Source organism: Nocardioides sp. CER19, from assembly GCF_029846275.1.
Classification (GTDB): Bacteria; Actinomycetota; Actinomycetes; order Propionibacteriales; family Nocardioidaceae; genus Nocardioides.
Genome location: NZ_JARVWS010000002.1, coordinates 438,573 through 457,179 on the forward strand (window position 1 = coordinate 438,573; position 18,607 = coordinate 457,179).

At 73.8% G+C, this 18,607-nt stretch carries 21 protein-coding genes; 7 read left to right on the forward strand and 14 right to left on the reverse strand.

Going from position 1 to position 18,607, the window contains the following annotated elements; all coding sequences use genetic code 11:
* Nucleotides 1-9: 9 nt before the first annotated feature.
* From QDS12_RS10485 to QDS12_RS10500, 4 genes are all read right to left on the reverse strand, one after another.
* Nucleotides 10-2,403: a lysylphosphatidylglycerol synthase transmembrane domain-containing protein gene (locus QDS12_RS10485; protein ID WP_279878934.1), complete on the reverse strand. Its 2,394-nt coding sequence runs from the start codon at nt 2,401-2,403 to the stop codon at nt 10-12.
* A 14-nt stretch (nt 2,404-2,417) separates the two neighbouring features.
* On the reverse strand, nt 2,418-4,493 hold the full coding sequence (locus tag QDS12_RS10490; protein WP_279878935.1) for an alkaline phosphatase family protein: 2,076 nt from the start codon (nt 4,491-4,493) through the stop codon (nt 2,418-2,420).
* A 97-nt stretch (nt 4,494-4,590) separates the two neighbouring features.
* The gene (locus QDS12_RS10495) at nt 4,591-5,349 is read right to left on the reverse strand and encodes an MBL fold metallo-hydrolase (RefSeq protein WP_279878936.1); all 759 of its coding nucleotides are present in this window, start codon (nt 5,347-5,349) and stop codon (nt 4,591-4,593) included.
* A gap of 1 nt (nt 5,350) precedes the next feature.
* Nucleotides 5,351-6,253, reverse strand: coding sequence for a F0F1 ATP synthase subunit gamma (locus QDS12_RS10500; RefSeq protein ID WP_279878937.1), 903 nt, complete (start codon nt 6,251-6,253; stop codon nt 5,351-5,353).
* 66 nt (nt 6,254-6,319) lie between these two features.
* On the opposite strand from QDS12_RS10500, the gene QDS12_RS10505 reads away from it, so the two are divergent.
* Entirely contained in the window at nt 6,320-6,754 is a 435-nt protein-coding gene (locus tag QDS12_RS10505) for a hypothetical protein (protein WP_279878938.1), read from the forward strand.
* A gap of 12 nt (nt 6,755-6,766) precedes the next feature.
* Here the strand turns inward: QDS12_RS10505 and QDS12_RS10510 are convergent, their stop codons facing one another.
* From QDS12_RS10510 to QDS12_RS10530, 5 genes are read right to left on the reverse strand one after another with little or no spacing between them, the layout of a single operon-like run.
* A complete protein-coding gene (locus QDS12_RS10510; protein WP_279878939.1) occupies nt 6,767-7,429 on the reverse strand; it encodes a hypothetical protein in 663 nt (220 codons plus the stop codon).
* Nucleotides 7,426-7,875 carry a hypothetical protein gene (locus QDS12_RS10515; protein ID WP_279878940.1) on the reverse strand — a complete coding sequence of 150 codons (450 nt, stop codon included), beginning with the start codon at nt 7,873-7,875 and terminating at the stop codon, nt 7,426-7,428. Before QDS12_RS10515 ends, QDS12_RS10510 begins: the two co-directional genes overlap by 4 nt.
* A complete protein-coding gene (locus QDS12_RS10520; protein WP_279878941.1) occupies nt 7,872-8,240 on the reverse strand; it encodes a hypothetical protein in 369 nt (122 codons plus the stop codon). The genes QDS12_RS10515 and QDS12_RS10520 overlap by 4 nt, the downstream gene beginning before the upstream one ends.
* Nucleotides 8,240-9,628 (reverse strand): hypothetical protein, encoded by a 1,389-nt coding sequence (locus tag QDS12_RS10525; protein ID WP_279878942.1) that lies wholly within the window; start codon nt 9,626-9,628, stop codon nt 8,240-8,242. The genes QDS12_RS10520 and QDS12_RS10525 overlap by 1 nt, the downstream gene beginning before the upstream one ends.
* Complete coding sequence (locus QDS12_RS10530; RefSeq protein ID WP_279878943.1) at nt 9,628-9,906, reverse strand: hypothetical protein; 279 nt, start codon at nt 9,904-9,906, stop codon at nt 9,628-9,630. The genes QDS12_RS10525 and QDS12_RS10530 overlap by 1 nt, the downstream gene beginning before the upstream one ends.
* 245 nt (nt 9,907-10,151) lie before the next feature.
* Here QDS12_RS10530 and QDS12_RS10535 point away from each other — a divergent pair, with 245 nt between their 5' ends.
* Both QDS12_RS10535 and QDS12_RS10540 read left to right on the forward strand, forming a co-directional pair.
* Nucleotides 10,152-10,943: a hypothetical protein gene (locus QDS12_RS10535; RefSeq protein WP_279878944.1), complete on the forward strand. Its 792-nt coding sequence runs from the start codon at nt 10,152-10,154 to the stop codon at nt 10,941-10,943.
* A gap of 223 nt (nt 10,944-11,166) precedes the next feature.
* Nucleotides 11,167-11,784, forward strand: a complete 618-nt coding sequence (locus tag QDS12_RS10540; RefSeq protein WP_279878945.1) for a TMEM165/GDT1 family protein — start codon at nt 11,167-11,169, stop codon at nt 11,782-11,784.
* A gap of 66 nt (nt 11,785-11,850) precedes the next feature.
* Here QDS12_RS10540 and QDS12_RS10545 read toward each other — a convergent pair whose 3' ends face one another.
* The 4 genes from QDS12_RS10545 to QDS12_RS10560 all read right to left on the reverse strand — a co-directional run bounded on the left by QDS12_RS10545 (nt 11,851) and on the right by QDS12_RS10560 (nt 15,002).
* Nucleotides 11,851-13,311, reverse strand: a complete 1,461-nt coding sequence (locus QDS12_RS10545) for an SIR2 family protein (protein ID WP_279878946.1) — start codon at nt 13,309-13,311, stop codon at nt 11,851-11,853.
* Between the two features lie 3 nt (nt 13,312-13,314).
* Nucleotides 13,315-13,887: a DUF2231 domain-containing protein gene (locus tag QDS12_RS10550; protein WP_279878947.1), complete on the reverse strand. Its 573-nt coding sequence runs from the start codon at nt 13,885-13,887 to the stop codon at nt 13,315-13,317.
* Nucleotides 13,884-14,132, reverse strand: a complete 249-nt coding sequence (locus QDS12_RS10555) for a hypothetical protein (protein WP_279878948.1) — start codon at nt 14,130-14,132, stop codon at nt 13,884-13,886. Before QDS12_RS10555 ends, QDS12_RS10550 begins: the two co-directional genes overlap by 4 nt.
* Before the next feature lie 96 nt (nt 14,133-14,228).
* Nucleotides 14,229-15,002: an MBL fold metallo-hydrolase gene (locus QDS12_RS10560; protein ID WP_279878949.1), complete on the reverse strand. Its 774-nt coding sequence runs from the start codon at nt 15,000-15,002 to the stop codon at nt 14,229-14,231.
* Nucleotides 15,003-15,072: 70 nt separating this feature from the next.
* Here QDS12_RS10560 and QDS12_RS10565 point away from each other — a divergent pair, with 70 nt between their 5' ends.
* Together QDS12_RS10565 and QDS12_RS10570 are read left to right on the forward strand one after the other, a co-directional pair.
* The gene (locus QDS12_RS10565) at nt 15,073-16,647 is read left to right on the forward strand and encodes a DNA polymerase ligase N-terminal domain-containing protein (RefSeq protein WP_279878950.1); all 1,575 of its coding nucleotides are present in this window, start codon (nt 15,073-15,075) and stop codon (nt 16,645-16,647) included.
* A gap of 34 nt (nt 16,648-16,681) precedes the next feature.
* The gene (locus QDS12_RS10570; RefSeq protein ID WP_279878951.1) at nt 16,682-17,050 is read left to right on the forward strand and encodes a lipopolysaccharide assembly protein LapA domain-containing protein; all 369 of its coding nucleotides are present in this window, start codon (nt 16,682-16,684) and stop codon (nt 17,048-17,050) included.
* Nucleotides 17,051-17,069: 19 nt separating this feature from the next.
* On the opposite strand, the gene QDS12_RS10575 is transcribed toward QDS12_RS10570, so the two are convergent.
* A complete protein-coding gene (locus QDS12_RS10575) occupies nt 17,070-17,339 on the reverse strand; it encodes a hypothetical protein (protein WP_279878952.1) in 270 nt (89 codons plus the stop codon).
* A gap of 62 nt (nt 17,340-17,401) precedes the next feature.
* Here QDS12_RS10575 and QDS12_RS10580 point away from each other — a divergent pair, with 62 nt between their 5' ends.
* Nucleotides 17,402-18,070, forward strand: coding sequence for a class I SAM-dependent methyltransferase (locus QDS12_RS10580; RefSeq protein WP_279878953.1), 669 nt, complete (start codon nt 17,402-17,404; stop codon nt 18,068-18,070).
* 21 nt (nt 18,071-18,091) lie between these two features.
* A complete protein-coding gene (locus tag QDS12_RS10585; protein ID WP_279878954.1) occupies nt 18,092-18,601 on the forward strand; it encodes a DinB family protein in 510 nt (169 codons plus the stop codon).
* Nucleotides 18,602-18,607: the final 6 nt, after the last annotated feature.

Consider the following 18,607-nt stretch of genomic DNA (forward strand, 5'->3'; position numbering starts at 1 on the left):
TTCGGCACATCACAGGTAGTCCTCGCGGCGCAGCCAGCGAAGTGAGAACGAGCCGATGACGGGCGGGAGGTAGGAAGTCGCGATCCGCTGGGTGACGGCGATTGCGAACGCGGGAGCCGAGGGCACCCCGACCAGGCCGAGCGTGGCGGCGATCGCCGCCTCGCCGACGCCGACGTTGCTGGGCACGGGGATGATGCTCGCGATCAGGCCGGACGTGGCGGTCACCGCCAGCACGGTGGGGTAGGAGAGCCCGGGATGGATCGCCTGCACCATGCAGAGCATCGCGATCGCGGTGACCATGAGCGAGGCCAGGTTGGTGCCGAGGAGAAGGGCGGTCCTGGCCGGGCTGGACGTGACGACGTCGAGGGCGTCGCGCAGCTGGTGGAGCGTCTTCACGACGGAGCGGCGCAGCTTGGGCACGGTCGCGACGACGACCGCGGAGGCGACGGCGGCGAGCGCGAGCAGGACGAGCAGCCGGACGACGTGGTCGGCGTCCAGGCTCAGGGAGGAGAGCAGGTCGCCGTCGACCAGCAGGAAGACGGCGGTGATGACGATGTTGACGACCGACCCGGCGGCGGAGTCCAGCGCCGTCACGGTCACGCCGACGGCCGGCCTCTCCCCGAACTTCGTGACGAACGTGGCCGTGAGCGCGGCCCGGCCTGCCGTGGCGGAGACGGCGAGACCGACCAGCTTGATCGCGTACTGCAGGTGGACGAGCGGCACCAGCGGGAGCCGGGTGCGGACGACCGACATCGTCGTGGCCGCGTCGCACACCGTCGTGACCTGGGCGACGAGCACGCCGACCACGATCCACGCCCAGGTGGCGTTCGCCCACGACTCCAGGACGAGGTTCCAGTCGAGCTGCACCAGCGCCGTCAGCAGGGCGTACGCCGCGAGCAGCACGATCGTCACGCGCAGCAGGTCCTTCCAGCCGACCCTGACGATCGGGGCCGGCGGCGCCGGCGCGACGCCGGTCCGTTCGCCGATGACGCGGCCGAGGTCGCTCAGCACCGTTGCCGGACGTCGTACGCCGGCTCGGAGACCGCGCGGGAGAGCCGCACGCTGGAGATAGGGCTGCGCGCCCGCGACCGCCTCCGGTCCGAGCGTCTTGACGGCGGCGTCGACGGCGCGGTCCGGTCCGACGCGGAGCGCGGTGCTGGTCAGCAGCGTGGCCACGTCCTGCTGGAGGCGGGCCGCCGGGGCGGCGACGGCGCCGTCGCCGAGGTCGAGCACGACGACGGATCGGTCGGGGGCCGAGCCGCCCGGGACGACGAGGTGCTCCAAGGTGAGCTGACCGTGGCACAGCCCGGCGCCGTGCAGCCGGCCGACCGCCTGCCAGGTCTCGACCAGCCGGTCGTCCGAGAGCGGCTCCTCGGCGGCGTCGGCGGCGTCGGCGGCGTCGGCGACGGCTCGCGGAGGAGCGAGCACCAACAAGGCGTCGCCGCCGGTCTCCGCGGCCGCGACGACCGGTGCGACGGGGACGCCCGCCTGCTCGGCCAGCAGGGTCAGCAGCGCCTCGTGCTCGACGAGCTGGAGCCGGGTGGCGCCGGGGATCTCCTGGTCGCGGTAGACGAGCGTCCGCCACCATCGCGAGGCCCGATAGGCCTCGAGGGCGTCGCGCCCGTAGACCTTCACGTGCAGCAGCCCACCGTCGGCCGCCAGCCCGTGCACGACCCTGGCCCCCATGGGCTGCCGGTCGGCGAAGTGGAGGTCGTGCGCCTCGACCCCCAAGCTGCGCAGCGAGGCGGCGACGTCGGCGAGGTCGGGATGGCCGCCCGGCGAGCCGACCACGAGGAGGCCCGCGCCCGCCCCGGCGAGGCCCCAGCCCAGCGCGCTCGCGACGAGGGCCGGCTCGGCAGTCCCTGCGGCCCAGGCGCCGACGGCCACCAGCACGACGAGCGTCGCGTCGTAGCGCCGCAGCGGCTCGACCATCCACGCCCGCAGCACGAGCAGTCCTGCGGTCAGGGCCGCGACCGGAAGCACCGGTTCCCCCCACCGCCCACCGGGGGTCGCCTCCGAGATCAGGCCCGGCAGCCGACCGTCGAGCACGAGCGAGGTGATCGCCGACCCGACCGCGGCGACCGGCACGGCGACGAGGAGCGTGAGCGCCAGCGGGGTGTGGCGCCAGGAGGAGAGGACGGCGACCAGGACCACCGCGACGGCGTACACCGCGGCGAGCGCGTACGCCGCCCGCCCGAGGGTCACCCCCCAGTGCGGCAGCGAGTCGGCCAGCTGGACCACGGCATCCTGGACCGGGCCGCGGTCGAGGGCCGCTCGGGTGCCGAGGACCCCGACGAGCGTCCCCACCGCCGTCGCGGTGACGTCCAGCGGTCGGCGACCGCGCCGACTGTCGGGATCGACGAACCAGCGGGCGAGGGGACGGCGACGGGTCTCGTTGTTCACGGTTCACCGACGGGTCATCCGGGCAGCTTCGCCGTCAGGTTCGTACGGTGGCCGAGCTTGTCGAGCCATCCGACGAAGACCCGGTGCAGCTCGTGGGCACCCACGACCATCTCGTCCGGCAGCGGCAGGTCGACGGGATGCACGACCATCGCTCGGTCCTGCCAGCCGCCGAGCCCGCCGTGGCAGCCGACGAGGTCCTCGAAGGCGGCGACCTCGCCCAGCTCGTCGATGAGGCTGTTGACGTAGAGGTCCGGCGCCTCGGGCATCGCGTCGACGCGTCGGATGAACGCCGCGGCGTGCGGCCCGAACGGCGCCAGCGGGTCCTTGCCGACGACCAGCCCGTCGCGTAGCCGGTGCTCACCGTCCGCGCCGAGCACGACGGGCCCGTGCTCGGCGGAGCGCCCGACGACGAAGCCGATCCCGGGGTGGTCGGCGAGGCCGGGCACGAGTCCCGGGAACCGGGCCGCGAGCTCCTCCAGGGTGAGCCGGTGCGACTCGCCGGACACGTAGACGAGCCCGAGGTTGCCCGACCCGAAGACCATGAACCGCTCCGGGGCCACGTCCGACGTCGCCGGCTGCTCGACGCTCCGGTCACCGTCGCCGACCGAGGTCTCGTCGGTCAGGTGGTCGGAGACGCGGTTGAGCGCGCGGCCCATGACCGTGTCTCCGCCACCCGCCGAGGCGACCATCGAGTTGAGGGAGCCGCTGCTCTCGGCGTTGCGCACCGCGTCCAGGGCCGGCGCCTCGGCGAGACGGGAGACGAGCGTGGCGAGGTCCTCGCCGTACCTGTCGGCGAAGATCTCGCCCTGCGACTGGCCGTGGTCGGAGAGCACGACCAGGCGGTAGCGGCGCGGCGCGACCGCGGCGACCTTCTCCAGCTGGGCGAGGACCGCGTCGATGCCCTCGAGCGCCGAGAGGGACTCGGGCTGCAGGAGGCCGGCGTGGTGAGCAACGGCGTCGTAGTCGACGTAGTCCACGTAGATCGACCGGTTGCCGCGCAGCATGGCGTCGGTGACCAGGGTGGTGTTGAGGTCCCGCAGCACACCCACGAGCGCTGCCCGCTCGCCGGCGAAGCTCCAGCCGCGGCGGATCCGAGGACGTACGTCGCGCCGGCGGGCGCGGGTGGCCTGGTAGCGCTCCCGCACGACCTCGCTCAGCGTGCGGTTGAAGCTGCGCGCGAAGCCGGCGGGCCGGCCGAGGAAGTCCGAGATCGCCTCCCGGGCCTGCCGTGTCTCGCGGGACCGCTCGACGGCACTCATCGTGGCGACGGCCGTCGGTGCGTCCCCGGTGAACAGGTTGCTGATCGAGACGCCGTCGTCGGCGAGCAGGCCGTGCCCGTCGGAGTGCTGTGCCTCGATCTCCGCGGCGTCGCGCGGCCGGTTGGCTACCAGGACCCGCTGCGAGGCCCGGTCGACCCAGCGGAACGCGGGGATGCCGTCGATCGTCCCGTGCAGGATGCCCATCTGGCTCGCCGGGGTCGTGGCCGGCAGCATCGGACGCCACTCCGCCATCCGATGGGTGCCGCCGCGGAGCCAGCGGGACACGGTCGGCATCGTCCCGGCGCGGATGCCGACATCGAGCACCGGGAAGGGGACCCCGTCAGCCTGCACGAACACGACACCGGGCACGTCCGGATCGGGGACGGTCACCGAGGACCGCCGCGCGCGGCGGAGCAGCGACGCCGTCACGGCGTCGTCGGTGCCGGCGGTGAACAGCCAGACCAGGACGGTCGACACGGCGGCGACCAGCCACGCGGCCAGGACCGACCACCAGAACTCCGCCCAGCCGGTGTCGGCCGACGGGTAGAGCACCAGCCAGATCGCCAGCCACTGACCGCCGAGCCCGAGGAGCACCGCACCCGCCCAGCCCAGCCGCACGGCCAGCGGCGTCAGCACCAGCCGCAGCACGAGGCCGCCGACCGACACGAGCAGGCCGCCGACGACGACCTGCCAGGCGCTCTGGACCTGCGTGCCGGGGGCCAGCCACGCCGCCAGCAGGAGCCCGAGCGTCGCGCCGAGCACGCCGAGGAGCGCGGCGGCGAGGTCGCGGGCGCCGAGTGTTCGGAGCGCGGACGGTGGCTGTCGACCCATGCCACCACTCCTCACCGGTCCAGCGTGGCTCGCGGAGATCCTGGTCGATCATGGCGACGGAGCGCGGCGGCGGCGTTCCCCTGAACCGGGTGAACGTCTAGAGCGTCACCCGCTGGCCCGGGGTGAGGACGACGGCCTCGGCCTCGCGGCCCGCCATCGCGGCGGCGAACCGCTCGCCCGGGGTCACGAACATGCGCTGGTGCGTACGCCTGGCGACCAGTGCCAGTCCCCGCGGGAAGAACGTGCCCCAGTGCACCGGCACCGCCCAGCGCGCGCCGACGGCCGCGACGGCCTCGGCCGCCTCCTCCGGATCCAGGTGCTCGTCACCGAGCGAGTGTCCCCAGCCTCCGACCGGGACGAGCGCCAGGTCGACCGGCTTCACCGACGCGAAGTCGACCTGCGACCCCGTGTCGCCCGGGTACCAGAAGGCCCGGTCACCGCAGTCGACCCGGAACCCGAGCGCCGGGCCCCGGTAGCGCGAACCGGGCAGTCGCCGGCCGTCGTGGAAGGCGGGCAGCACGGTGATCCGGGCCCCGGCTACGTCGAGCTGGTCGCCCGGCCGCACCGGCCGGACGTCGGCCCGGTCGCGCAGGAGCCGCTCGCCACCGCGGGGGAGCACCACCGTGGCCTCGGGCGCGACGCGACGCAGGGACGGCAGGTGGCAGTGGTCGTGGTGGAGGTGCGACACCAGCACCAGGTCGGCCGAGATCGCATGGTCGACCGGCGCGTCGGCGTACCGGCGCAGGTGGAAGAGCCGCTCGGCCAGCACCGGGTCCGTCACGACCCGGAGGCCGCCGATCTCCACGGTCGTCGACGCGTGGCCCCACCAGGTCACCGCGAGCGCGTCGGTGCTCATGTCAGTCCTGGTCCCGCTCGGCGAGCGCATTGGCGCCGCCGACGATCTCGGTGATCTCCTGGGTGATGGCCGCCTGGCGCGCCTGGTTGGCGATCCGCGTGTAGAGCCGGATCAGCTCGTCGGCGTTGTCGGTCGCCGCCTTCATCGCCCGCTGGCGTGCCGCCTGCTCGCACGCCGCGGCCTGGAGCAGCACCGCGTAGATGCGGTGGTGCACGTAGTTCGGCAGCAGCGCGTCGAGGACCGCCTCGACGCTCGGCTCGAAGTCGTAGAGCGGCAGCAGCTCCTCGGGCGGCGGGACAGACACCCCCTCCACCACCTCCGTCGGGAGCATCCGGGCGGCCACCAGCTCGTGGTCGATCATCGAGTGGAAACGGGTGTAGACGAGGTGGACGTCGTCGACCCCGGTGTTCTCGGTGAGGAACTGGGCGACGAGCGCGTCGCCGATCTCGCAGGCCAGGTCGTAGGTCGGCCGGTCGGAGTGCCCGACCCAGGAGTCGACGACCGGCCGGTCCCGGAACGTGTAGTAGGTGAGGCCCTTCCGGCCGGCACAGTAGAGGGCGACCTCGCGGCCCTCCTGGTGGATCTTCGCGATGAGCCGCTCGGCGGTGCGGATGACGTTGGCCGAGTACGCGCCGGCCAGCCCCCGGTCCGAGGTGACGACCAGGATCGCCGCCCGGCGCGAGTCGTCGGTCTTCTCCGCCAGGAGTGGGTGGTTGGTGTGCGTCATCGTCGCCGCGGCCGAGATCGCCTGGGTGATCTTGCGTGAGTACGGACGGGCCGCCGCCGCCTGCTGCCGAGCGCGGACGACACGGGCGGCGGCGATGAGCTCCATCGCGCGCGTGATCTTCCGGGTCGACTCGATCGTCCGGATCTTGGCGCGGTACTCGCGCAGGGAGGCGGGCACGTCACGTCACGCTACGCCCGCGCCCGGGTCGACGGCACCCGGTGACCGTTCGACTACGGTCGAGCCATGACTGACGCGTGGCAGGTGTTTCGCGACCGGCTCGGCAGCGAGCTCGTCGCGCTACCGGTCGACCACAGCCTCCTGGTGAGCGAGCCCGACCCGCCGGCGGGGCCGGCGCCGGCGCGCAAGTGGTGGCAGCTCGGCGCCGCGGGCCCGCGTGCGGTCCCGGGCCGCTACGTCCAGTTCCTGCGCTGGGAGGACGTCGTCCGCGCCGAGTGCGTCTCCGGCGCCTACCGCGACGTCAGCGAGACCCAGCATCGGGCGCTGCTGGACCTCGGCTGGTCGGACCCGGCCGCCAACCCGAAGCGGTGGGGAACCGACAACTACGTCTACGACGCCGCGCCGGCCGAGCTCGCGCAGCTGGCCGATCTCTGCGCCCGGTCGCTCGACGTGCTCGGCGCGCGCCCGGACGCCGACTGGAGGTGGCAGGTCACCGACTGAGCCGGTGACCCGTCAGCGGCCGGTCACCGACTCGACGTCCCGGCCGAGCAGCGGCAGCACCGCTGCCAGCTGGCGGAAGAGGACGGTCGGCGAGACCGGGGCCGCGACGAACGCCTGGTCGGCCAGCTCGACCAGCCAGGCGCCGCCGTCGCTTCCGTCGGCGACGACCAGCACGAGGGGCTCCTCGGTGGAGCCGACGGCGTGCGCCACCAGCCGCCAGGCCCGGTCGGCTCCGAACGGCGCCAGCGCGGAGCGGCGTACGTCGGCGTCGAGGGCGAACCAGCCGGCGAGCACCTCGTCCGCAACGTCTCGCGGGTGGCGGGGGATGTCGTCCCGCATCCGGTCGCGCGGGCCGAGTCCGGTCAGCCTGGCCAGGGCCGCGGTGACCTGGTCGTGGGGGAGTGGCACCACGTGGCGGTCGGTTCCGTCGGCGGTGTGGACGAGCAGGGCGGCGGCGTCGGACCCCAGCCACACCTCGTGGTTGCGGACGCCGCCCGGCGTGGCCGTCTCCAGCTGGAGCACGGCCAGCGGGTGCGCGACCGCCGCAAGGGCGCGCTCGCCGCCGGGCACCTGGCGTGCCGCGTCGACCGCGCCGGGGGACGGCGCCGCGCCGATCATCGCCGTCCAGGCGGCGACGTCGACGTGCAGCTCGCCGTCGCGCAGGGTGAGGCTCACCGGCCGGCCCCGTCCGGGAGGGTGAGGCCGGCGGCGCACTCGTCGAGGGTCGCGGCGAGGAGCGGGTAGCGCAGGGCGTCGACCGTCGCGGTCAGCGTGTAGCCGGTGCTGCCCACCTGGGCGAACCACTGCTCCATGACGAGACCTGCTCCCTCGCGGCTGGTGTGGTGGGCGAGCCTGCGTCCGCCCGGTCGGCCGTCCACGTCGAGCCGCTCGAGGTCGAGCAGGAGGAAGTCGACCAGCTCGTGGCGGAGCAGCACGTCGGTGCCGTTCTGCCAGTCGCGGAAGCTCAGGTCGCCGTTGTCGCCGACGGTGAGCACGAGGTTGGCGCGGAAGCCGCCGTCGGCCCGGTCGGGCTCGATGACGATCGTCGCGTCGGGGGCGGGCGTGACGACGTCCCACCCCTCGGGCGCCGGGAAGGAGGCGCCGTCGTGGACGACGTTCACCGGAGCCAGCCCTCCTTCTCGAACCGCAGCGCGATGGTGTGCCGCGCCCAGCCGGGCACGGCCCAGCGCGGGTAGGGCAGCCGCATCATCCCCCAGCCGAAGAGGAGCAACGCCCCGGCCAGGACCAGGACGAGGAGCAGCAGCCCGATGGCCGGCACGTCGTCGGCCCACGGGCCGAGCCCGAGCGCGAGCGCCAGCAGCCCGATCCCGGGCAGCACGAACAGCGCGAGCCGTACGCCGCCCTCGCCGGCCGCTCCCGACCACGCCCGCGCGCTGCGTCCCCGGCCCAGCCGCTGCCACACGCCGAGCCCGGTGAGCACGATCCCGACGGCCAGGCACAGGTAGGACGTCGCGCTGGGTTCCATCAGAACAACCCTCCCACGAAGTCCCCGACGGCGTGGGCCGCGCCGCCGATGGCATCCCCGGCCGCCCCGACGCCTTCCGAGATCGCGTGCCCCGCCTCGCCGCCGAGGTCCTTGAGCTGGTCGCCGACCCACTGACCGGCCTCGGAGCCGACGAAGCCTCCCACCAGACCGCCGATGCCGGCCCCGATGACGGTGCCGACACCCGGACAGATGGCCGTGCCGATCGCGCCTCCGGCCCAGGCTCCGACCTCGGCCCCGGCCCAGGCGCCCGCGGCGGTCGTCGCCCCGACCGTGGCGGCCCGCCCGGCGCGCTCGTCGGTCGGGTACTTCGCGTCCTGCTCCCACTCGCCCCAGGCCGAGGTGGCGAACGTGAGCACGGTGCCGCCCCGCGACAGCCACTTGCCGGCGGTGCCCCACCCCTCGGCCGCGCCGCCCTTCCAGGGGCGCGCGCTGAAGTGCCCCTTCGGGTCGAAGCCGGTGAGGCGCTCCAGCGGGTTGAGACCCTGGCGGGTCGGGAACCGGCCGGCGCCGTACTTGAGGCGCTCCCAGAAGCCGAGCCCGGCCTTCGGGATCGTCTGCCCGGCGGCGTTGATCGGGCGGAAGTGGGAGAAGCGCTGGTCGGCCATCCAGCCGGTGACGCTCGACGCGGCGAACTGGGCCTGGCCGAGGGCGTAGAGCGTCGTTGCGATCGGGCCGCCCTCACCCGGCGGCTTGAAGCCGCCCCACTCGCTGACGAACTTCTCGCCGAGGGAGGCCCCCGCCTTCACGAGGCCGCTGAGCGCGTCCCACGCGGCGTCAGCGGTGAGCGCGCCGCCCACGAGCGCGGCGCGTGCCGACCCGAGGTCGGACTGCGCGTGGACCCGGCGCGCGACCTGGTCGGGCGTCAGCCTCACCGCGCCGGGGACGATCAGGCCCGTCGCGCTGTCGAGCGCGGCCGCCGTGGCGCCGGCGTCGCGCTTGATCCGGTCGCGGATCTCCTCCGCGTGCTCCCGGAGCCTGCTCACCGCGCCCGCGGCGCGGCTGCGTGCGGTGGCGGTCGCGGGGTCGCCGTCGGGCAGGTCGGCGACGTCACCGAGATGCCGCTCGGCCTGCACCCGCAGGTCGTCGATGTCGGTGCGGGCCCGCGCCAGCCGCTGCGCGTAGCCCGCGAGCTGCTCCTGCGCTCCCTGCAGGACGGCGCCCGCGCCGTCCAACGCGCCCAGGATGCCGGTCCCCGCGTCGACGAAGTCCTTCTTGCGGGGGCCTCGCCAGGTCGACGACGCGTCGTCCACGCCGCCGGCGATGGTCGTGCCGTGGGTGCCGAGGTCGGTGTGGATCGTGCCGAGGGTCGCCGCCGCCGACTTCAGCGGCCCGGGCTCACCCTCGGGGTAGTCGAAGCCCTCGACCATCAATGTCCCCCGGACGCGGCGACGACGTCCTGGGCGGCGGCCTCGGCGAGGGCGGCGCCGATCTTCGTCTGGGTGCCGAGGTCCTCGATCGCCGTCCCCGTCGCGGCGCCCAGGCGGCGCAGCGCACCGGCGAGGTCGGCGTACCCGGCGCTCCCGGACGCCTGCGCCACCGCGTGCGCGAGGCCTCGGCCGGCCTCCTCGATCTTGCCGCCCGCCCCGTGCAGGGACTTGGCGCCCCCGGTCATCGCGGCCGGATCACCACCGACGTTGCCGCTCATCGTCGCCCCCGAAAGCTCGTCAGAACAGGCCGTGCTGGCCCTGGTTCTTGCAGGCTGCCCCGATCAGGGGTTTGCCAAACCCGAGCACCCGGCGCCACGCGGGCCGCAGCCGACGTCCGGCCGGTCGCCGGCGGGCGAGCCACGGCGTTCTTTGGGTTTTCCCCTCTTTGGGTGACCTCACCAGGCGCCGATGGACGCAAGGTGGACGTGGGGGCGATGGCGCTCCCCGCTCGGGAGGCGACGACATGGGGAACGACGAGGATGCGCTGGGACCGGCTCCGGAGAGGCCGGCGCGAGACACCGCGCTCATGTTCGGCGGTGGCGTGGCAGTCGGGGCGGCCGTTCTCGGCCTGATCTGGATGTTCATCTCGCTGGTCGGGGGCGGCTCCGGGGACGCGCCTGAGAGCTCCGGCTCCGGACAGGTCGCGCCGTTGAGCGCGTCCAAGCCGGCCCAGGCGCAGCCGACCCGGATGGAGCTGTGCCGAAGCGCAGCGAGTGCGCTCACCGCGCCGCTGGAGGCGGCGGGTCCGGCGATGGACCAGTGGGCCGTCCACATCGGGGCCATGAACAAGCTCGTGGTGGGCGCGATCTCCCTGAAGCAGGCGACTGCCTTCTGGAACCAGACGCGGGTGGGTGCCCAGGGCCGGATCGAGCACTTCCGCGCAGCGGTCCGCACCCTCCGTGGGCACGACGTCTCCTGCCCGTCACCGAGCCTCGTCCGGCCGAGCGAGGGCGTGGCGCTACGATCCTGCGCCCGCCAGGTCAGCGCCGATCTCCAGACGCTGGATGCCGCGCGTACGGCGGTCCACACCTGGCACATGCACGTCCTCGACATGGACCGGCTGCGGGCGGGGACGCTGGCGCCGGCGACGGCGACCAAGATGTGGCTGGCGATGTGGCAGCGTGGCCAGGCCCAGCTCGACGCCTACCGTGACGCCGTCCGCTCCGCCCGGCGCGCGGGCGGATGCTCGACGGCGCAACCGGGCCTGCCGCAGCCACCTTCCATGACCATGTCGAACGACCTGCCGGGCACGTGATGACGGATTCGCTCGTTCCCCGCCGCAGCCGATAGGGTCGCCGCCGGACGGGAGTAGTCCCTCGACCGGATGTCGACATACTGGCTGGCCAACCAGCCCGGTGTCCGGGGTCGCCACAGCGACCGGACGAGACGTTCGGACCACCAGCCATGCCCGGCTGGCGTCCGGACCGATCCCGCGGGTCGACTTCGGACCCAGCCGTCTGACCACAAGGACGACCTTCATGATCGAGCTCGGCGTCATCGCCGTGACCTTCGCCCTCATCTTCGTCGGCGAGCTCCCCGACAAGAGCGCCATCGCCGCCCTCGTGCTCGGGACACGGTTCCCGTGGCGATGGGCCTTCACCGGCATCGCCGCGGCGTTCCTCGCCCACGTCGTCATCGCGGTGGCGGCCGGGTCGCTGCTCACGCTCCTCCCGCACCGCGCCGTCGAGGGCGTCGTCGCGGTGCTGTTCGTCATCGGCGCCGTCCTGATCTGGCGCGAGGGGCTGGAGGACGAGGAGGAGATGGAAGCCGAGGAGGAGGCCGAGATCCCCGAGCTCCCCGACACCGCCGGGTTCTGGAAGATCGCCTCGCTCGGGTTCGGCGTCATCTTCGTCGCCGAGTGGGGCGACCTCACCCAGATCCTCACCGCCAACCTGGCCGCGAAGTACCACGACCCGCTCTCGGTCGGCATCGGCGCGACGCTCGGCCTCTGGGCCGTCGGGCTCCTGGCGATCCTCGGCGGGCGGAGTCTCATCCGAGTGCTTCCGATGCGCTGGATCACCCGGGTCGCCGCGGCCGTCATGGTCGTGCTCTCCGTCTACAGCCTCCTCAACGCCGTGGGCGTCATCGGGGGCTGACGAGAGCGCGCGACGCGGCCGACGCCGAGCGCGGCGAGCAGTGAGCACGCGGCCACCTCGGGTGCGTCACTCCACGCTCGCCCCGGCGCCGTCGAGGGCGGCGCGGACCGTCGCCCACTCCTCGCCGCGCTGCTCCAGGTCGGCCCGCCACCGGCGGCCTGCCTCGGCCGCACCGCGGCCCGCCTCATCGAGGAGGCCCGCGAAGCGCGGGTCGAGAAGCCAGGAGCCGGTGTCGGCGGCGTGCCAGGCGACGGCGTCGAGGAAGATCTCGAGGGCACGTGCCCGTTGGGGCAGGTCGTCGCCGGTGAGGGTGAGCCAGTCGAGCTGGTCCTCCCACAGCTCCCGTCTTGCCTCGTCGTCATCGACGTCGAGCACCGTGGCGACCGGCCCGGTCAGTCCGCAGTCCTCGCGGAAGACCTCGACCTCGCGGACCAGCCGGATGACGTTGTCGTCGTCGAGCGAGGCGCCGACGAGCATGAGGTGGCGGGTCATGAGGAGCGCCTGCAGCAGGGCGCCGGCCGGACGGGCGCGAGCGTCGAACCGGACCAGGTCGCGCCTGGTGAGCGTGACGGTGTCCGGGCGGGCGATGTCGCCGTGCATCTTCAGCACCCACGAGCCGACCGCCTGCTCCCACGGCAGCGCCGCGGGTGGACGCCGGCCGGTGGCGCCGACGGCACGCTCGTAGAGGTCGTCGTAGTTGGTGGTCGCGGCCTCGCGACATCCCAGGCCGGCGAGCAGGGCGTGGCCGAGCGAGGGGCGCTCGGGTCGCCCGAGCGCGCGGACGACGGCCTCGCCGAGGTGTGGCAACCGGCGCTGTAGGAGCTGCGCCTGGTCCAGGCGGGACAGCCGGTGGAGGTGGGTCGGGTCGACCCTTGCCTCCTGCGCGAGCAGGCACAGCATCGCCTCCCAGCCGGGCAGACCCGCGGGAACGCTGAGCCCGGCGCCGAAGAACAGCGCGAGCTCGCCACGCCGCGCCAGGTCGCCGAGCCTGGCCGCCTCCCGGGCGTGGGCGGCGGGCAGGTCGGCGGGACGCAGCTCCCCGCGGACGTGCTGGGCGGCGCCGTGGATCGAGCGCTCCGGTGCGACGACCGCGATGTCGAGCCGGCAGGACTCGACGACGCCGCGCAGCAAGTGCAGCTGCTGGCGGATGACCTCGCCGCGGTCGTCGGAGTGGCCGCCGCCCTCGATGCCCAGCACAGGCACTGCCAGCAGCGGGATGACCCGGTTGCGGCCCGCCGTCACCTCGGACTCGGCGACGTCGCGCGCCGCGGCGGCGACGCGGTCGGCGATCTCCCGGGTCGACAACCCGGGGCCGACGCTCACGAACCAGAACGGGCGCTCGTCGCGCGCACGGGCCCAGCCGCTGCCGGGCCAACCGTCGGGGCGCAGGCCGTCGCGGTCCGAGCCGCCCACCAACGGCGACCACGTGTCCGCGAAGGTGAACCGATCGTCGGTCGGCACCACCGCGGCGTCGTGGACCAGCATCTCCAGTCGGCCGTGGACGACGAACAGGTGCCCACCGGCCACGCGCTAGCCGTTCCGGAACGCAGGATGGCGCGTCGACACGCGCCGGCCGGCGGCCAGGTGGCCGCCGAGGTAGCCCCCGACCGTCGCGGCGGACGCTCCGGCGAGCCCGAGCAGGACGCCGGCCGTCCAGCGCTCCCGCCGACGGGCGACCCACGACGCGGTGTAGCAGGTCAGCGCGACGACGTTGCCGAGCGCGTGGGCGCTCGCCGTACGCCGGTCCCGGGTGACCTGCAGCGCCGCGAACTCGGCCAGCCCGGTGATCGCGGTGGGCACCGCGCACGCCACGCCCAGTCCGACGAGGCGCCGGGCGGCCGGTCGCGCGGCGCGGCCGCCGACGAGGTCCAGCACGTTCGCCGACGTCCAGAAGCCGATGGGCAGGTCGGTCAGCAACGGGTGGAGCGCGTGCCCCAGCCACTCGCCCTGGAGCAGCCGGCGCCGCTCGGGGTCGGCGACGAGCCGGTCCGCCAGCGGTCGGATGACCTCCGCCAGGGAGTCGAGGGACGCGTCGCCCTCGAGCTGCTGGGTCAGGCGGACCAGCACGTCGGGGTTGTCCTCCCGCGTCGACAGGTGACTCACGCCGTCGTCCCCTGCGGTGCGGTGTTGTCGGTGCCGCCGAGCCGCCGCAGGAACTCGTGGACCTGGTGGGCGCGCTGGGCGTCCTCGTCCATGACCTGCTTGAAGAAGTCGGCGATCTCCTGCTCGCCCGCGTTCTCGGCGTCGCGCACGTACTGCCCGTAGTCGTGCCCGGCCTTGAGCGAGTGGTACTGCACCGAGATCAGGTCGAAGGTGACGTCGTCGAAGCCGGTCTCGCCGGTTGCCATGGCTCTGCCCTCCTGCGGATCCGTGATGGTCGTTGGGTCCCACCGGTGCCCCATCTGGCCGCGGGGAACGCGTCCTCGGGAGCGCCGGATCCCGACTCAGGCGAGCGGCACGGTCTCGCCCCGCCCGACCGTCCGCACCCGGCCGGCCAGGCCGCGGTCCCGGCACGCGCGGAGGAAGTCGCCGAGGGGCGAGCGGAACACCGTGTAGTCGTCGTGGTGGACCGGCACGGTGACGGGCGACGCGATGAGGTCGACGAGGTCGGCGCCCTGGTCGCCGTCCATCGTCACGAGGATCCCGAAGGCGCGGGTGCCGCCGAGGTGGATCACCATCGCGTCGAGCGGTCCGAGCCGCTCGGTCACCTCCCCGAGGAACGGACGGTAGAGCGTGTCGCCGGTGACGTAGACGCGGAACGTCCCGGTCCCGTCGCTGGCCTCGATGACGCTGCCCATCACCGGCGGCAGCAGCGCTCGCGCGTACGACGGCGCGTGCTCGCCCGGCACCGAGGTCACCGTCAGGCCGTCGGCGAGGCCGGCGACCTCCCAGGTGCGCATCCCGTGCGCCTCGTGGAAGCCCCAACGGGTGAGCTTGCGACCGGCCGCCGGCGTCGTGAGCACCGGCATGTCCTTGCCGAGCCGCGCCCGTGCCACCGGGTCGAAGTGGTCGCCGTGCAGGTGCGAGAGCACCACGCCGTCGACCGGCGGCAGCTCCTCGGGCTGCCGGGCCGGCTGGGTCCGCCGCTTCGAGAAGAGGCCCTTCCCGAGGTAGGCGCGCTTGCCCCGTGGCCGGAAGTCCGGGTCGGTGAGGAGCGTGTGCGGGCCGAGCCGCAGCAGCGTGGTCGCCGTACCGATGAACTCGAGGGAGGCCTCCATTCCGCGCCGGTGCCCACCGCGGCCGCGGGCTATCGCGCTTCACCGGCGGGCGGGTGGGCACTTGTCAGGTATGACAGCCGACCCGCTCGAGGTCTACCGCCGCAAGCGCGACTTCACGCGCACCCGCGAGCCCCGCGGCGCGACGCCGGCCGCGGGAGAGGGCCGGCGCTTCGTCGTGCAGCGGCACCGCGCCCGGCGGCTGCACTACGACCTCCGGTTCGAGATCGACGGCGTGCTCGTGAGCTGGGCGGTTCCGAAGGGGCCGACGCTCGATCCGTCGTCGCGGCGGCTGGCGGTGCACGTCGAGGACCACCCGATCGAGTACCTCACGTTCGAGGGCGTCATCCCACACGGCGAGTACGGCGGCGGCGACGTGATCGTCTGGGACCTCGGCACCTGGGAGCCGGTGCACACCGACGACCCCGCGGCGGCGGTGCGCGACGGGGAGCTGCATGCGGAGGTGCACGGCGACAAGCTGCACGGGCGGCTCGTGCTCGTGCGCCGTGACGGCGACGAGAAGAACTGGATGCTCCTGCACAAGCACGACGACCACGCCGTCGACGGTTGGGACCCCGAGGACCACCCGCGCTCGGTGACGAGCGGGCGCACCAACGACGAGGTGAAGGCCGATCCCGACCGGCTGTGGCGGTCGGACGCCCCGGCGGCCGAGGCCGACGTGTCGCTGCTTCCGGAGCCCCTCGACGACGACGCGATCGATGCGCTCGGCGAGCTGGGCAAGCAGGGCACGTGGGAGGTCTTCGGGCGGTCCTTGAAGGTGACGAACCTCGACAAGGTGCTCTTCCCCGCGCCCGACCGGCACCGCCCGCCGGTGACCAAGCGCGAGCTGCTCGCCTACACCGCGCGGATCGCGCCCGTCGCGCTGCCCTACCTGGAGGGCCGGGCGCTCAACCTGCACCGCTACCCGGACGGAGCCGACAAGTCAGGCTTCTGGCACAAGCAGCGGCCGTCCCATGCGCCGGAGTGGGTCGGCGCCTGGGCGAACCCGGACGCCGATCCCGGGGAGACCGACACCTACGTGGTCGTCGACGAGCCGGCCGCGCTGGTCTGGGCCGCCAACTTCGGCGCGCTGGAGTGGCACCCCTGGACATCGCGTACGACGGCGCCGCACGAGCCGTCGTACGCGCTGGTCGACCTGGACCCGGGGGAGCGCACCGGCTGGGACGACCTCCTGACGCTGGCCCGACTGCACCGGACCGCGCTGGAGCACCTCGGGGTGACCGCGCGGGCCAAGGTCACCGGGCGCCGCGGCATCCAGATCTGGATCCCGGTCGTCGAGGGTTACTCCTTCGACGACACCCGGGCCTGGGTGGAGAAGCTGTCGCGGACGGTCGGGAAGGTGGTCCCCGAGCTGGTCAGCTGGAAGTGGGAGGTCAAGTCGCGCGGCGGCCTGGCCAGGCTCGACTACACGCAGAACGCGATCAACAAGACGCTCGTGGCGCCGTACTCACCGCGCCCCGCACCGGGTGCACCCGTGTCGGTGCCGATCGGGTGGGACGAGCTCGACGACCCCGAGCTGCGCCCCGACCGTTGGACCATCCGCACGGTGCTCGACCGGCTCGCGGAGCGCGGCGACCCCTTCCGCGCCGTGCTCGGCGCGGCGCAGGAGCTGCCGGAGATCACCTAGGTCGGCCGGTCGCCGATCCGGGTACCGGCTCTCCATGACTGAGCCCAACGCACCTGAGACGCGCGACGCTCCGGGGACGCGCGGCGTCGACCCCGGCGTGGATCCGGACATGACGACGACGCAGCCCCAGCGCGGGCACGACCCCCTCAAGGCCACGCGGACCGGCCGCGCGTGGGTCGGCGTCGTGGCGCTGGGAGTCGTGCTCGTCCTGCTGATCGTCTTCATCGCGCAGAACACCCGCTCGGTGACCGTGTCGTTCCTCGGGTGGAACGGACAGACCTCGCTGGCGGTGGCGCTGCTCATCGCGGCCGTCGCCGGGCTGTTCCTGGCGGCCGTGGCGGGCAGCCTGCGGATCCTCCAGCTGCGGACGCGCGTACGCCGCGACCAGAAGCGCCGCGCCTAGCGGTGCCCCCGGTCAGCCGTCAGTGGTGCGCGGCGGGCCGCTTGTCCATCACGCCCTCGACGACGCCGATGAGGAGGACGGCGGCGATGATCGCCACGATCGAGCCGAGGATGTTGAGCTCGAAGATGTCGCCGGTGCCGAGCGCGGAGGCGACGATGCCTCCGATGAGCGATCCGAGGACGCCGAGCAGGAGGGTGCCGAGGAACCCGAGGTGCTGGCGACCCGGCTTGATCAGGCGCGCGAGCGCGCCCACGACGAGACCGAACACGAGAAAGCCGATGATTGCCATGTCGACGCGGTACCCGGCGAGCCTGGTTCTCACGTGGTGACGTCGCCCCTACGGTGAGCGCGATGGACTCCTCGTCGCTCGCCCGGCCGGCGGACCTGGACGTCGTACGCGACTCGTACGACCGCGTGGCCGACAGCTATGTGCAGCTGCTGGAGACCACCGGCATGGCTGACGTTCGCCAGGACCCGTGGCTCAAGGCGGCCATCGACACGTTCGCGGACGCGGTCCGCGACCTGGGGCCCGTCCTCGACGTCGGCTGCGGGCCGGGGGCGGTCACCGCCTACCTGCACGAGCGCGGCGTCGACATCTCCGGCGTGGACCTGTCGCCGCGGATGATCGAGCACGCGCGCCGTCGCCATCCGCGGTGCGCCTTCAGCGTCGGCTCCTCGACGGACCTCGACCTGGAGCCCGGATGCCTCGGCGGGGTCCTCGGCTGGTGGTCGCTCTTCAACCTGCCGCGCGACGTGCTCCCGACGGTGCTCGCGACGTTCCGCGACGCGCTCGTACCCGGGGGTCAGGCGATCATCGCGACGCACGTCGGCGACGACGACGCGGTCCGGACCGAGGCCTACGGCGGTGTCCCGGTGCAGTGGACGACGTACCAGTGGCGGCCGGAGCAGCTGACGGCGCTCGTGGAGCGGGCGGGCCTCCGCCCGGTCGCCGAGCTGCGCATGCCCGCACGCGGTCCCTACGGGCCGGGCGTGGTGCTCGTGGCACAGCGCGAGGCGTGAGCCTCCTCGAGAAGATGAGGCATGATCGCTCTTCCTGAGCCCGCGTCCACCGACGACCTGCGCGGACTGCTGCTGGACTACCTCGACTACTACCGCTCCGTCATCGCCGCGAAGGTCACGGGCCTGACCGGCGGCGACCTCCGCGGCTCCCGGGTGCCGTCGGGCTGGACCCCGGCGGGACTGCTCACCCACCTCGCCCACATGGAGCGCCGCTGGATGGAGTGGGGCTTCCTCGGCGAGCAGGTCCCCGAGCCGTGGGGCGACAGCGACGGCGACGGCTGGGTCACTCCTGACGAGGGCCTGGCCACCCTGCTGGAGCGCCTCGAGGGCGTCGGACGCCGCACCCGCGAGATCGTCGAGGCCCACGCCCTGACCGATCAGGCCGCTCCGGGAGGCCGGTTCGCGACGCCCGCGGAGGCGCCGCAGCTGCAGTGGATCCTCCTGCACGTGCTCCAGGAGTACGCCCGCCATGCCGGCCACCTCGACATCGCCCGTGAGCTCGCCGACGGGGCGGTCGGCGAAGACGGTTGACGCATT

Bases quoted from the DNA above. Each gene is read 5' to 3' on its own strand.
- QDS12_RS10490 (WP_279878935.1), bottom strand. From the start codon at position 4,493: ATGGGTCGACAGCCACCGTCCGCGCTCCGAACACTCGGCGCCCGCGAC.
- QDS12_RS10495 (WP_279878936.1), bottom strand. From the start codon at position 5,349: ATGAGCACCGACGCGCTCGCGGTGACCTGGTGGGGCCACGCGTCGACG.
- QDS12_RS10505 (WP_279878938.1), top strand. From the start codon at position 6,320: ATGACTGACGCGTGGCAGGTGTTTCGCGACCGGCTCGGCAGCGAGCTC.
- QDS12_RS10520 (WP_279878941.1), bottom strand. From the start codon at position 8,240: ATGGAACCCAGCGCGACGTCCTACCTGTGCCTGGCCGTCGGGATCGTG.
- QDS12_RS10525 (WP_279878942.1), bottom strand. From the start codon at position 9,628: ATGGTCGAGGGCTTCGACTACCCCGAGGGTGAGCCCGGGCCGCTGAAG.
- QDS12_RS10530 (WP_279878943.1), bottom strand. From the start codon at position 9,906: ATGAGCGGCAACGTCGGTGGTGATCCGGCCGCGATGACCGGGGGCGCC.
- QDS12_RS10535 (WP_279878944.1), top strand. From the start codon at position 10,152: ATGGGGAACGACGAGGATGCGCTGGGACCGGCTCCGGAGAGGCCGGCG.
- QDS12_RS10540 (WP_279878945.1), top strand. From the start codon at position 11,167: ATGATCGAGCTCGGCGTCATCGCCGTGACCTTCGCCCTCATCTTCGTC.
- QDS12_RS10555 (WP_279878948.1), bottom strand. From the start codon at position 14,132: ATGGCAACCGGCGAGACCGGCTTCGACGACGTCACCTTCGACCTGATC.
- QDS12_RS10560 (WP_279878949.1), bottom strand. From the start codon at position 15,002: ATGGAGGCCTCCCTCGAGTTCATCGGTACGGCGACCACGCTGCTGCGG.
- QDS12_RS10565 (WP_279878950.1), top strand. From the start codon at position 15,073: ATGACAGCCGACCCGCTCGAGGTCTACCGCCGCAAGCGCGACTTCACG.
- QDS12_RS10570 (WP_279878951.1), top strand. From the start codon at position 16,682: ATGACTGAGCCCAACGCACCTGAGACGCGCGACGCTCCGGGGACGCGC.
- QDS12_RS10575 (WP_279878952.1), bottom strand. From the start codon at position 17,339: ATGGCAATCATCGGCTTTCTCGTGTTCGGTCTCGTCGTGGGCGCGCTC.
- QDS12_RS10580 (WP_279878953.1), top strand. From the start codon at position 17,402: ATGGACTCCTCGTCGCTCGCCCGGCCGGCGGACCTGGACGTCGTACGC.
- QDS12_RS10585 (WP_279878954.1), top strand. From the start codon at position 18,092: ATGATCGCTCTTCCTGAGCCCGCGTCCACCGACGACCTGCGCGGACTG.